Source organism: Pseudomonas sp. (genome assembly GCF_035512415.1).
Taxonomy (GTDB): Bacteria; Pseudomonadota; Gammaproteobacteria; order Pseudomonadales; family Pseudomonadaceae; genus Aquipseudomonas.
In genome coordinates this window covers 67,258-79,851 of record NZ_DATKDZ010000013.1, presented here as the reverse complement: position 1 = coordinate 79,851, position 12,594 = coordinate 67,258, and the positions used below count along the sequence as shown (strand labels likewise).

Sequence of the window (12,594 nt, the reverse complement as noted above, 5' to 3'; positions counted from 1 at the left end):
TGCTTTTTCGGGTGCCTGCTGTCGCGGCCATGGGCCGCTCCTACAAAGGCTCCCCAGCGTGATTGATCGACCATTCAAACAATAAGGAGCCTCAATGATCCGCCGCCCTCTGCTGCTCGCCAGCGCCCTGCTCGCCGCCCTCGGCCTGAGCGGTTGCAAGGAAGAACCCGCCGCGCCGCAAGCCACCACCACGCCGGCCGTGGAGCATTTCCAATGGAAGATGGTCACCGCCTGGCCGAAGAACTACCCCGGCCTGGGCACCGCCGCCGAGCGTCTGGCCGAGCGGGTCAGCGCCATGAGCAACGGCCGCCTGACCATCAAGGTGTATGCCGGGGGCGAGCTGGTGCCGCCGCTGGAAGTGTTCGACGCCGTGTCGCGCGGCACTGCCGAGCTGGGCCACGGCGCGGCCTACTACTGGAAGGGCAAGGTGCCAGCGGCGCAGTTCTTCACCGCCGTGCCGTTCGGCCTGTCCACCAGCGAAATGAACGCCTGGCTAAGCAAGGGCGGCGGTCAGGCATTGTGGGACGAAGCCTATGCACCCTATGGCGTAAAACCCATGGTGGTGGGCAATACCGGCATGCAGATGGGCGGCTGGTACAACAAGGAAATCAACTCGCTGGATGACCTCAAGGGCCTGAAGATCCGCATGCCGGGCCTGGGCGGTGAAGTACTGAGCAAACTCGGCGCGACCACCGTCAACCTGCCCGGCGGCGAAGTGTTTACTGCCCTGCAGACCAACGCCATCGACGCCACCGACTGGGTCAGCCCCTACAACGACCTGGCCTTCGGCCTGCACAAGGCCGCCAAGTTCTACTACTACCCGGGCTGGCAGGAACCCCAGGCGGTGCTCGAACTGCTGATCAACCAAAAGGCCCTCGACAGCCTGCCGGCCGATCTGCAGGCAATCCTCACGGAAGCCGCCCGCGCCGCCAGCCAGGACATGCTGGACGACTACGTCTACCACAACGCCATGGCCCTGGATGAACTCAAGCAGCAGGGCACCCTGCTCAAGCGCTTCCCCGACGAAGTGCTGGCCGCCATGCAGCGCGAATCGGAAGTGGTACTCGGCGAACTGGCCGCGCAGAGCGAGCTTAACGGCCGTATCTGGGCCTCGATGCAAGCCTTCCAGGCCCAGGTCAGCCAGATGCACAAGGTCTCGGAGAAAGAGCTGTACGACTGGCGTTAAGCCATAGCCGTAATCTGTAGGACGTACTCGCGCAGCAGTACGCCGCAGCCGCCACGCTGGCAGGTCATTTATCGCATCGACAAACGGAAGCTTCGGCTTCCGTTTGTCGTTTCCGGCCCTGCCCCGGCGATCCCCGGCCATACTGCTTGGCGAGGTGAGCCGATGAAAGAACCAACAATCACAGCAGCGCAGATCCTCGATAGCGCCCTCAAGCTGGCCGATGTCTGCGGTTGGGAGCGTCTGCACCTGTTCGATGTGGCCGCCGACCTGGGCGTCGGCCTGGATAGCATTGCCAGCCATTACCGCGAAAAGGATCACCTGGTGGAAGCCTGGTTCGACCGCGCCGACCAGGCCATGCTGGCCCGCGCCAAGGCCGCCGACCTGCTGCCCCTGACACCGGCCAAGCGCCTGGAAGAACTGCTGCTAGCCTGGCTCGCCAGCCTGGCGGCACACCGCACGGTCAGCGGGCAGATGCTGCTGTACAAGCTGGAACCTGGGCATATCCACCTGCAGATCGGCGGCCTGCTGCGCATCAGCCGTACCGTGCAGTGGTGGCGCGAGGCGGCCCAGCGGCAAACCCTGCACCTGTGCCGTATCGCTGAGGAAAGCCTGCTGACCGGCGTCTACCTGCGCTGCTTTATCCACTGGCTACGCCACCCCGAACAAGACCCCGCCGAGTTCCGCGCCCTGCTGCGTAGCCAGTTGCGCTGCGGCCCGCTGCTGGTATTACTGCGCCAATAGCGATCCCGTAGGGTGCGCCGCGCGCACCAGGGCGCTCGCCAGGCGGCACGCCCTACGCAGCGACTCGGGCAAAAGCCGGAAACATTCTATGTCTAGCCAGGAACGGCCATGCCGGGCAAGATGCCGCGCGTAGTCCCAATCACCAAGAGACAGCCAAACATGCAGCGTTTTCTCAGTGTCGCCCTGGCCATGTGCCTCAGCCTGGGCCTTACCATGAGTTTCGAAGCCGAAGCCAAGCGTCTGGGCGGCGGCAAATCCTTCGGTTCCGCGCCGAGCCATCAAACCCGCCAGGCTCCGGCCCAGCAAACTGCCACCGCACCGACAGCCGGTCGTCAGCCTGCCGCCGCCAGCGGTGCCTCGCGCTGGTTGGGCCCATTGGCCGGCCTGGCCGCCGGTGGCCTGCTCGCCTCGATGTTTATGGGTGACGGCTTCGAAGGCCTGCAGATCATGGACATGCTGATCTTCGGCCTGATCGCCTTCCTGCTGTTCCGCTTCCTCGCCACCCGTCGCAAGCAGGCCGGCCCGGTAACCGCCAATGGCGCACCGATGCAGCGCGAAATGCCCGGCCAGGCGGCCCCGGCATCGATCTTTGGCGCTGGCAGCGCGGCTGCAGCCATCAAGCCGGTAATCAACGCTCCGGCCTGGTTCAATGAGCAGAGCTTCGTGGCCGCTGGTCGCGAGCACTTCCTCAGCCTGCAGCAGCACTGGGATGCCAACGAAATGGAGAAGATCGGCGAGTTCGTCACCCCGCAGCTGCTGGAGTTCCTCAGCCGCGAGCGTGCCGACCTGGGCGAAGGCTTCCAGTCCACCTATATCGATGATCTCGATGCCCAGCTCGATGGCGTCGACGACCTCAGCGACAAGACCGTCGCCACCCTGACCTTTACCGGTGTGGCCAAGACCTCGCGCTTCGACCAGGGCGAAGCCTTCAGCGAAAGCTGGCGTCTGGAACGCGCGGTCGGCGACAACCAGCCATGGCTGGTGGCCGGTATCCGCCAGAACGGCTGATTCCCCCACGCGACACAGAAACCCGGGCTTGCCCGGGTTTTCTTTGCGCCTTATTCAGCGGGTGCATTTGCCAGGCCGAGGTAGACTCAGGTACACAACGCAGACAACCCGCCACACCACCTGAGGACGCGACAATGATCGGATACACAACGGTTGGCACCACTGACATGGAAAAAGCCAAGTCTTTCTACACTCCCTTGCTGGCTGAAATGGGTGCCAAGGTGGTCATGGATATGGGCCGCATCGCCTTCTACGGCATCGCCAAGGGTCAGCCGATGTTTGCCGTTTGCCTGCCCTATGACAAGCAAGCGCCCAATCCTGGCAACGGCAACATGGTGGCCTTACCAGCAGGTTCTCGCGAGGGCGTGGACACACTCTACGCCAAGGCCATCGAGCTCGGGGCAAGCTGCGAAGGCGAACCCGGCGAGCGCATACCGGGCTTCTACGGTGCCTATTTCCGCGATCTGGATGGTAATAAGCTGGCCTTTTTCCATATGGGCTAAGAGGCCCTTCTACAGTGCTGTGCGGCCCCGCACAGCACCGCCCGCGCGGAGTAAAGCAATGCGCACCCTGTATCTGGATACCGAATTCACCCGCCTCAACCTCGACCGCCGGCTGATCAGCCTGGCCCTGGTCGAGCCCGACGGCGTGGAGTTCTATGTGGAATTGGTGGATGGCTGGACTATCGCCGACTGTTCCGAGTTCGTCGTCGACATCGTGCTGCCACAGCTCGATAAGCCTCGCCATGGCCACAGCCGGGCAGCAGCCGGCACGGCCTTGCGGGCCTTTCTTGCCGAGCTTGGTGAACTGGAGATTGTCAGCGATGCGCTGGCCTGGGACTGGCCCCTGCTGCTGGAACTGCTGGGCCGTCCCGGCCTGCCGCCGACGACCCTGGGCTGCCGCGAACAGAGCGACCTGCTCGACGACCTGGACGCGGCGGAAATACCCCACCACGCCCTGCTGGATGCACGGCTTATGGCCCGCGCCGGCTGATCAAGGCTGGCCCTGTGCCGCCTGCTCGCCCCAAGCCTGGATTTCCTCACTGCGCTGGCGACTGTTGAGCAGGGCGCGGTCGAGCGGCTCGTTATACAGGTTCAACCAGCTGCGCGAGCCCGGCAGCATATTGGCCAGATCGGCCATGCCCACCTTCAGCCCCTGCAGCACTGCCTGATAGTCCGCCTCCTGAGCCTGCAGCACCTTGCTTACTTCAGCGATGCTGTCGGGATGCTCGGCCCGTTCGAGCAAGCCGGTCAGTTGCCGGCTTTGCTGGCTGGCCAGCAGCTCCTCCTGATTGCTCAGGGCCACCTGCTGGGCGGCCAACTGCTTCTCCAGCCGGGTCACCTGCCGCTCCAGGGCGACCACCCGCGAGTCGGCTCCCTCGCCCAGCACGCCGTACAGGTTGAGCCCCGCCGACAGCAGCATCAGGCTGCCGAGTACGCCGGCCAGGACAAAGATCACCAGACGATTGCGCTGGCCGGCACGGGTCAGCAATTGCAGGCGCTGCTCGTCGGTGAGTGCGTCGTCGCTTGTTTCTTCGCTTTGCTTGTTCATGACTGGACCGTTTAATGGCGTTCAATAAATGACGCACCGCTCAAACTGCACAATAGCACCCGCCCGACTGTTTGCCTGTACTCGGCTAGGGTATAAGACGCACCCATATCCACCGCTACCCAGGAGGCTTACCCCGTGGAAGAAGTCATCGAACAACTGCGCGAACTCAACGAACCGGTGCCGGTGCCGCTGGAGCTGCCGGAAGAGGAGCTGCTGGTGGAGATCGAGGAGCAGTTGCTGATCAACCTGCCGTTCGAGCTGCGCGAATTCCTGCTCAAGGTCAGCGACGTGGTCTACGGCCGCCTGGAGCCGGTGACCGTCACCGACCCGCACTCGCACACCTACCTCCCGGAAGTGGCCTCGGTGGCCTGGTCCCTGGGGGTTTCCCGCGAGCTGGTGCCGATCTGCGAAGACCACGGCAACTACTACTGCGTCGAGCTGGACGGCACCGTGGTGCTCTGGGAAAGCGATACCAGCGAAGTCAGCGAGGAAGAAACCTGGGAATCGGTCTGGCACTGGGTGCGCGACGTCTGGCTGGAAAGCTAAGCCGCGCGGCCTGCTAGCCCTGCTAGCCCTGCTCCAACTCCAGCAGCTTCAGCAGATATTCGCCGAAGAAGCTCAGGTCCTGCTCCATGGCCGCCCGCGCCGCCTTGCCATCCCCCGCTTCCAGGGCCGTGAAGGCCTGTTCGTGGAAGTCGTTGAGACGTAGCGACAGGTCCGCCTCGGTAAACAGGCGATTGAAGAAAGGCCCGACCTGCAACCACAGCGACTCGATCATGCGCAGCAGAATCGGGTTGGCGCAGGCGCGGTAGAGGGTCAGGTGAAACAGGCTGTTGTCGTCCAGATAGGCCGGCACATTGCGCTGTTCCAGGGCCGTTTCCATGCGCGCGATGCAACCGCGCAGCAGCTCGATCTCGGCCGCGCCGATGCGCGCGGCGGCCAGCTCCACGGCCAGGCCTTCCAGGCTCAGGCGTACCTGAAACAGCTGCTGAAAGCGCTCGCGAGTCATCGCCGGCACTCGTACCGAACGCTGTGGCTCGCTCTCCAGCGCGCCTTCGGCGACCAGACGTTGCAGCGCGGCGCGCACCGGCATCGGGCTGGTGCCCCATTCAGCGGCGAGGTCACGGATTTTCAAACGCTCGCCGGGCCGGAAACGCCCGGCCAACAGAGCGTCGCGCAGTTGTTGGTAGAGCTGGTCTTGCAGATTGTCGGCCATGGCGCTAGCGTCCTTGCGGCGGGGCGGGCAGTTGGGCCAGGGTCAGTAGGCAGTTGCGCATGTTGATTTCCTTAGTTGGGTTTCACGGCTCCGTAGGGTGCGCCGTGCGCACCAGCGCCCCCCATAAATGAAGGTGGTGCGCACGGCGCATCCTACGGGGCTTTGTTTTCGATCAGGCAGTTACCGCCATCCACCACTATGACTTCACCGGTGATATAGCTGGCCTCCGGCGAGGCCAGAAAAGCCACCGCCGCTGCCACTTCCTCAGGCCGGCCGGCGCGGCGCATCGGCGTGTACTCGGCGGCGTGCTGTTCTTCTGCTGTGCTTGAGCCGGTAGCAATCCAGCCCGGTGCCACGCTGTTGACCGTGATGCCCTGCTTGGCCACTTCCAGCGCCAGGCCCATGGACAGGCCGAGCATGCCGGCCTTGGCCGCGCTATAGGCCGCCTCGCCAGGGTTGCTGCCGCGGGTGCCGGTGGTCGAGCTTATATTGACGATGCGCCCGTAGCCACGCGCACGCATACCCGGCAGCACGCCACGGGTGAGCAGAAAGGCGGTACCCAGGTTGCGCGCGATGGACAGGTTCCAGGTGGCCAGGTCCATATCGGCCAGCTCGGCGAACGGTTCCGGGCTGCCCTGCATGGCCATGCCGGCGTTGTTCACCAAAATGTCGATCTGCCCCCACTGCGCCTGAGCCCATTCGACCAGCTCGGCCACCTGCTGCTCATCGGTCAGATCGGCGACGCAAGCACGGGCCTGAATACCTTCAGCGCACAACTCGGCGGCGCGCTGTTCGACCCGCGCACTGCTGGCGGTGAGCAGCACACTGACACCGGCACGGCCCAGGCGGCGGGCGATGGCCATGCCGATACCGCTCTCGCTACCCGCCCCGCTGATCAGGGCCACCTGCTGCATATTTTCCATTTACACCCAACCTGTGATCACAAATTTAAGATTAATCTACCTTAATACCGCTTATAAGGCATCTATTGACTTATTTGTGATCACAAAAGATTATGTTCGGAAATTCGAACGAGGTGTTCAACATGACTGCCAGTGGCATCAGCCCATCCGCCGTAGAAGCCTTCGCCCAGCGCGAGCGCCAGCGCTTTATCGCGCGCAATCCTAAATCCGTGGCCCTGGCTGAACGCGCGCGCCACTCGCTGTACGGCGGAGTGCCGATGCACTGGATGGCCGACTGGTCGACGCCGGTACCGCTGTTCGTCGAACGTGCCAAGGGCGCGCGCTTCTATGACGTCGACGGCCACGAATATATCGACTTCTGCCTGGGCGACACCGGCACCATGTTCGGCCACTCGCCGGACCCGATCGCCAAGGCCATCGCCGAGCAAGGCAACAACGGCCTGACCACCATGCTGCCGGGCGAGGACGCGGTGGTCTGCGGCGAACTGCTGGCCGCGCGCTTCGGCCTGCCGTTCTGGCAGGTCACCGCCACTGCAACGGACTCGAACCGCTATGTGCTGCGCTGGGCCCGCGCCATTACCCAGCGCAAGACCCTCCTGGTGTTCGACGGCTGCTACCACGGCACGGTGGATGACGTGATGGTGCGCTGCATCGACGGCGAGACCGTGCCGCGTTCCGGCCTGATCGGCCAGGCCTACGACCTGACCGAGTACAGCCGCTCGATCCCGTTCAACGACCTCAAAGCGCTGGAGGCCGCGCTGGCCCAGGGCGATGTCTGCGCCCTGCTCTGTGAGCCGGCGATGACCAATATCGGCATGGTCCTGCCCGAGCCTGGCTTTATGCAGAAATGCCGCGAGCTGACGCGTAAATATGGCGCGCTGCTGATTATCGACGAGACCCACACCATCTCCACCGATATGGGTGGCTGCACCAAATTGTGGAACCTTGAGCCGGACTTCTTCGTGGTCGGCAAGCCGATTGCCGGCGGCGTGCCGTGCGGCATCTTCGGCTGCAGCGCGGCGATGGCTGAGGCCATGACCGCCGCGCGCCAACGTGCCAGCGAAGGCAGCCACGGCCATGGTCATAGCGGCATGGGCACCACCCTGTCGGCCAACGCCCTGGCCATGCACTGCATGCGCGCCAATCTGGAACAGGTGATGACGCCCGCCGCCTACGCGCATATGTTGCCGCTGGCCAAGCGCCTGGCCGACGGCTTCCGTTCGCTGATCGGCAAACACGATCTCAAATGGTCGGTGACCGAGTTGGGCGCGCGCAGCGAGTTCCAGTTCTGCCCGGTGTCGCCGAAGACCGGTGCCGAGGCCGAAGCCGCGTTCCACGACGAACTGCAGATGGCCCTGCACCTGTACCTGATCAACCGCGGCATCCTGATCACCCCGTTCCACAACATGACCCTGTGCTGCCCGAGCACCACGGCGGCCGATGTGGACCAGCTGATCGGCATGCTCGACCAGGCTCTGACTGAGCTGCTGGCCATACCCGGTGCCCGCGAATAACTCATCGATCCTGTAGGAGCGGCGGGAACGCCTAGTTATTGGCCGCGATGCTTTTGCTTACCGGCCATCGCGGGCAAGCCCGCTCCTACACAAGCCGTTTGCCCGGCCAATAACGAGATAACCGCCATGCAATTTGCCAATCCCCAGGAAGCCCGCGACTTCCTCGCCGCCCACCCGCAAGTACGCAGCATCGAGCTGATGCTGATCGACGCCAACGGCATCCCGCGCGGCAAGCTGCTGCACCGCGACGAGCTGCTGGCCATCTATGAGAACGGCCGACCGCTGCCCAGCTCGATTCTGGCACTGACCATCCAGGGCGAGGACGTGGAAGAAAGCGGCCTGGTCTGGGAAGTGGCCGACGCCGACTGCTGGACCTATCCGCTGCCCGGCAGCCTGACCCTGCAACCCTGGCGCACCACGCCCACCGGCCAGCTGCAGGTGAGCATGCACCCGACCCAGGGCCTGCCATCTGCCCCGGCCGACCCTCGCCATGTGCTGGTGCGCGCCATCGACCGGCTCAAGGCCGACGGTTACCACCCGGTGATGGCCGTGGAGCTGGAGTTTTACCTGCTGGACCAGCAGCGCGACGCCAATGGCCGCCCGCAACCGGCGCTGCAAGCCAACGGTGTGCGCCCGCAGGCCCCGCAGGTGTATGGCGTGTACGAGCTGGAGCAGCTGCAGCCCTTCCTCGACGACCTCTACGCCGCCTGCGAGGTGCAGGGCCTGCCGGTACGCACGGCGATTTCCGAATACGCCCCGGGCCAGCTTGAGCTGACCCTGGAGCACCGCTTCGACGCGCTGCAGGCCATCGACGAAGGCGTGCGCTACAAGCGCCTGGTCAAGGGAGTGGCGGGCAAACACGGGCTGCAGGCCTGCTTTATGGCCAAGCCGTTCGGCGACCAGGCTGGCAGCGGTCTGCATATGCACGTGAGTTTGGCCGATGAAAACGGCAACAATCTGATGGCATCAGAAGACCCACATGGCACGCCGCTGCTGAAATATGCGATTGGCGGGATGATGGCCACGCTTAACGACACCCAGGCGATCTTCTGCCCCAACGCCAACTCGTTCCGCCGTTTCCAGGCCAACAGCTACGCGCCGCTGGCCAAGAGCTGGGGGGTGAACAACCGCACCGTATCGTTCCGCGTACCGGGTGGTCCGGCCAACAGCCGGCATGTGGAGCACCGTATCTGCGGTGCCGACGCCAACCCCTATCTGGCGGCGGCAGCGATCCTTTCCGGCATCCATCACGGCATCAAAAACCAGATCGACCCGGGTGAGGAAATCATCGGAAACGGCTACGAACAGGCCCGCGAAACCCTGCCCACCGATTGGCTGACCGCCCTGCGCGCCCTGGAGAACTCCAGCTGGGCGAAAGAGGCGCTGGGCGAGGACTTTCTCAAGGTGTTTCTGGCGATCAAATGGGCCGAATTTCGCCAATTTATGGGCGAAGTGGGCGAACAGGACTGGCGCTGGTACCTGAGCCACGCCTAGACAAAGTTGAACTAAGCTGCATGGAACAAAGGGGCGGGGCGAACACGCAATGACACGATGGCTGCTGCTGGCAGTTTTGCTGCTTGGCACCCTGGCCCAGGGGGAGCCCGTGCGCGTGGGCATCGAGGCCCACGACTATTACCCCTATTACCGAGCCGAGGCCGAAGGTGCACCCCAGGGCTATGCCGTGGAGCTGCTGCAGGCCTTCGCCAAGTACGAGGGATTCAAGCTGGAACTGCGCGCCCAGCCGATCAACCGCCTGTACCACAACCTGCTCGAGGCGCAGAGCCTGGACCTGTTGTTCCCCGACAATCCTTCCTGGTCGCGGCAGGCCAAGAACGGTAAGCGTCTCTACTACAGCGATGCCGCCGTGCAGATAGTCGACGGCACCCTAGTCCTCCGCGAACACCGCGGCCAGGGCCTGGCGCGCATCCGCAAGCTGGGCACGGTGCGCGGTTTCACCGCCGAGGCCTGGATGCCGCTGCTCAACCGCGGCAGGGTAACGCTGGTCGAAGCCCAGGATATCCAGAGCCTGATCCGCATGCTTGAGCGCGGACGCATTGATGCGCTGTATGCCAACCCCGAGGTGGTGCGCTACCACCTGGTGGAAATGGGCCACAGCGCAGAGCGTATGCAACTGGATCAGCAACTGCCGCAGAGCTACACCAGCTTCCACCTCAGCAGCCCCAGCCAGCCCGGGCTGATCCAGCACTTCGACCGTTTTCTGGTCGAACGACACGACGAGCTGGTCGAGTTGCGCGGCCGTTTCGGCTTGCGCTAAGTACCTCACCTCCATCGCTCCCCAGACGCGCGCCTACAACGGCTGCAAAAACGCCCCATCCATGTCACCCTGACGGCACGACAAGCAGGTCCACCTGCTCGATCAATACGCGCGGAGTGCACCATGGAACACGGCAATACCCAGCTGTCGATGACCGTACTGATGACCCCGGACATGGCCAATTTCTCCGGCAATGTCCACGGCGGCACCCTGCTCAAATACCTCGACGAAGTGGCCTATGCCTGCGCCAGCCGTTATGCCGGCTGCTACGTGGTAACCCTGTCGGTGGACCAGGTGATTTTCCGCGAACCCGTCCATGTCGGCGAACTGGTGACCTTTCTCGCCTCGGTCAATTACAGCGGCCGCACGTCCATGGAGGTCGGCATCAAGGTGATCACCGAAAATATCCGCGAACGCTCGGTGCGCCATACCAACAGCTGCTTCTTCACCATGGTGGCAGTGGACCAGCAGGGTCGCCCGGTCGTCATTCCGGCCCTGCAACCGCAAACACCCGACGGCCACCGTCGCCAGCGTCAGGCCCTGCAACGCCGCGAGATCCGCCACGAGCTGCAACAGCGCTACCAGGCCCTCAGTGAAGAAAAGAGCTGAGCACTCCCCTGGCCGGGGCTGAGCAGGCACGGGCAGATGGGTTAAGCTCGGCGTCCCGCTGTCGGAGCCACCATGATCGAGCTGTTTGATGTATTCCTGCTGATGCTGTTCGCCAGCGCCTGTGCCTGGCTCTGGCGCGGCCACGGCATCCGCGAGCGCGCCCTGCTGCTGACCCAGCAGCACTGCAGCAAAGTCGATGTCGAACTGCTCGACGGCAACGTCGCCCTGCGCCGGCTCGCCCTGCTGCCCGACGCCCGCGGGCGCAAGCGCCTGGCCCGGATCTATGGCTTCGAGTTCACCGTCACCGGCGAACAGCGCCATGAGGGCAGCATCACCATGTTCGGCCAGCAGCTGGGCCGCATCGAACTGGCCCCCCACCCCTTTCGCACGCCGCCACCCGACAGCGCGCCGGTTATCGACCTGCAACGCTGGCGCTCCAGTCGCGACAACCCGCCCGGCGAATAACAGGCCGTTGAAAAGGCTCTACCCCCTGCACAAAGCCCGGCTTGAGCATCAACTGCGCAGCGGGTGCGTCAGGTAAGCGGTCATCAGCCAGCCTAGCCTGGTGGGCTCCGCAGCGGTTCTGTAGGAGCGGGCTTGCCCGCGATCAGCCCAATCCGCGGCCCAGGCAGAGTGACGTTTTTTATCCATCCACCCTACAAAAGCCGTCTGCCACACATAACGGCCGGCTAGCCGCGCTGCAGCAGAAAACCGCTCACCCGCACCGCCGCATCCTCCGGCTGCTCCTGCATAAAGCAGTGCCCGCCGGCCACCACATGGCCGCTGATATGGCCATTGCCGGCGCACCAGCGCGCCACCGACTTGGCGACAAAGGGGTAGCTGCGCTGACCGTAGAGCACCTGGGTCGGCGTCGTCACCTTGGCCAGCGACGGCCATAGGCGCTTGGGGAAGGAGCTGAAGATATCGGCCTCGCGGCTGGGTCGGCATTTCAACTCGACGCCCTTGTCGCTGTCCTTCAGGGCATGCTGGATATAGGCGGCAAACGCTTCCTCAGTCCAGCCGCGAAACATCCCGCGGCCATGCAGGGCGGCATGGGCGCTCGCGCGATCGGGCCAGCTGCTGCGGCGCTTATGCGCCTTGCTGGCGAGGGTGTTGCGCCGGCTCAGGCCGACCACATCGGACAGCGCCATCACCCCGATCATGGCCGGGGTGAACAGCACCGGGTCGAGCAGCACCGCGCGGCTAAACAGCTGCGGTTGCTGGGCCAGCATCAGGCTGGTCAGCACCCCGCCGAAGCTGTGCCCCAGGGCAAAAACCGGCACATCGGCAAACGCTTTGCGCCCCTCGGCAAAGGCCTCCAGGGCCAGCTCGGCGCTGCGGTTCCAGCCGTGGAAGCGGCCGCCGTGGTCCGTGTCGCCATGGCCCTGAACATCGCACAGCCACAGATCAAAATCCTCGGCCAGGCGTTGCAGCAAGGGCGTATAAACCCGCCCGCAATAACCGTTGCCATGCAGAAAATGCAGCAGCGGCTTGCCCGAAGGCGGCGAGTGCCAGCCACGCAGGGTAAAGCCAGCGCTACTGTCATGGGACCAGGGTTGTAGGTGCATACG

15 protein-coding genes are annotated in these 12,594 nt (G+C 64.2%); 11 read left to right on the top strand and 4 right to left on the bottom strand.

Annotated features, from left to right (window positions below; genetic code table 11):
* Positions 1-94 precede the first annotated feature (94 nt).
* The 5 genes from VMP31_RS05980 to VMP31_RS05960 all read left to right on the top strand — a co-directional run bounded on the left by VMP31_RS05980 (position 95) and on the right by VMP31_RS05960 (position 3,928).
* Positions 95-1,186 carry a TRAP transporter substrate-binding protein gene (locus tag VMP31_RS05980; protein WP_325505072.1) on the top strand — a complete coding sequence of 364 codons (1,092 nt, stop codon included), beginning with the start codon at positions 95-97 and terminating at the stop codon, positions 1,184-1,186.
* A gap of 162 nt (positions 1,187-1,348) precedes the next feature.
* Positions 1,349-1,927 carry a TetR/AcrR family transcriptional regulator gene (locus tag VMP31_RS05975; RefSeq protein ID WP_325505070.1) on the top strand — a complete coding sequence of 193 codons (579 nt, stop codon included), beginning with the start codon at positions 1,349-1,351 and terminating at the stop codon, positions 1,925-1,927.
* A gap of 159 nt (positions 1,928-2,086) precedes the next feature.
* The gene (locus tag VMP31_RS05970) at positions 2,087-2,935 is read left to right on the top strand and encodes a Tim44 domain-containing protein (protein WP_325505068.1); all 849 of its coding nucleotides are present in this window, start codon (positions 2,087-2,089) and stop codon (positions 2,933-2,935) included.
* 134 nt (positions 2,936-3,069) lie between these two features.
* Positions 3,070-3,438 (top strand): VOC family protein, encoded by a 369-nt coding sequence (locus tag VMP31_RS05965; RefSeq protein WP_325505066.1) that lies wholly within the window; start codon positions 3,070-3,072, stop codon positions 3,436-3,438.
* Between the two features lie 58 nt (positions 3,439-3,496).
* A complete protein-coding gene (locus VMP31_RS05960) occupies positions 3,497-3,928 on the top strand; it encodes a hypothetical protein (RefSeq protein ID WP_325505064.1) in 432 nt (143 codons plus the stop codon).
* Here VMP31_RS05960 and VMP31_RS05955 read toward each other — a convergent pair whose 3' ends face one another.
* Positions 3,929-4,486 (bottom strand): hypothetical protein, encoded by a 558-nt coding sequence (locus VMP31_RS05955; protein ID WP_325505062.1) that lies wholly within the window; start codon positions 4,484-4,486, stop codon positions 3,929-3,931. It lies immediately after the preceding gene.
* Positions 4,487-4,621: 135 nt separating this feature from the next.
* Here VMP31_RS05955 and VMP31_RS05950 point away from each other — a divergent pair, with 135 nt between their 5' ends.
* The gene (locus VMP31_RS05950; RefSeq protein WP_325505060.1) at positions 4,622-5,032 is read left to right on the top strand and encodes an SMI1/KNR4 family protein; all 411 of its coding nucleotides are present in this window, start codon (positions 4,622-4,624) and stop codon (positions 5,030-5,032) included.
* Between the two features lie 22 nt (positions 5,033-5,054).
* On the opposite strand, the gene VMP31_RS05945 is transcribed toward VMP31_RS05950, so the two are convergent.
* Positions 5,055-5,702: a GntR family transcriptional regulator gene (locus VMP31_RS05945; protein ID WP_325505058.1), complete on the bottom strand. Its 648-nt coding sequence runs from the start codon at positions 5,700-5,702 to the stop codon at positions 5,055-5,057.
* A 152-nt stretch (positions 5,703-5,854) separates the two neighbouring features.
* Positions 5,855-6,616: an SDR family NAD(P)-dependent oxidoreductase gene (locus VMP31_RS05940; RefSeq protein ID WP_325506096.1), complete on the bottom strand. Its 762-nt coding sequence runs from the start codon at positions 6,614-6,616 to the stop codon at positions 5,855-5,857.
* Between the two features lie 131 nt (positions 6,617-6,747).
* On the opposite strand from VMP31_RS05940, the gene VMP31_RS05935 reads away from it, so the two are divergent.
* The 5 genes from VMP31_RS05935 (at position 6,748) to VMP31_RS05915 (ending at position 11,488) form a co-directional block, all read left to right on the top strand.
* Positions 6,748-8,139, top strand: a complete 1,392-nt coding sequence (locus tag VMP31_RS05935) for an aspartate aminotransferase family protein (RefSeq protein WP_325505056.1) — start codon at positions 6,748-6,750, stop codon at positions 8,137-8,139.
* 126 nt (positions 8,140-8,265) lie between these two features.
* A complete protein-coding gene (locus VMP31_RS05930) occupies positions 8,266-9,633 on the top strand; it encodes a glutamine synthetase family protein (RefSeq protein WP_325505054.1) in 1,368 nt (455 codons plus the stop codon).
* A gap of 49 nt (positions 9,634-9,682) precedes the next feature.
* Positions 9,683-10,414: a transporter substrate-binding domain-containing protein gene (locus VMP31_RS05925; RefSeq protein WP_325505052.1), complete on the top strand. Its 732-nt coding sequence runs from the start codon at positions 9,683-9,685 to the stop codon at positions 10,412-10,414.
* A 123-nt stretch (positions 10,415-10,537) separates the two neighbouring features.
* Positions 10,538-11,023: an acyl-CoA thioesterase gene (locus tag VMP31_RS05920; RefSeq protein ID WP_325505050.1), complete on the top strand. Its 486-nt coding sequence runs from the start codon at positions 10,538-10,540 to the stop codon at positions 11,021-11,023.
* A gap of 72 nt (positions 11,024-11,095) precedes the next feature.
* Positions 11,096-11,488: a DUF3301 domain-containing protein gene (locus tag VMP31_RS05915; RefSeq protein WP_325505048.1), complete on the top strand. Its 393-nt coding sequence runs from the start codon at positions 11,096-11,098 to the stop codon at positions 11,486-11,488.
* Positions 11,489-11,712: 224 nt separating this feature from the next.
* Here the strand turns inward: VMP31_RS05915 and VMP31_RS05910 are convergent, their stop codons facing one another.
* A complete protein-coding gene (locus VMP31_RS05910) occupies positions 11,713-12,591 on the bottom strand; it encodes an alpha/beta hydrolase (RefSeq protein ID WP_325505046.1) in 879 nt (292 codons plus the stop codon).
* Positions 12,592-12,594 lie beyond the last annotated feature (3 nt).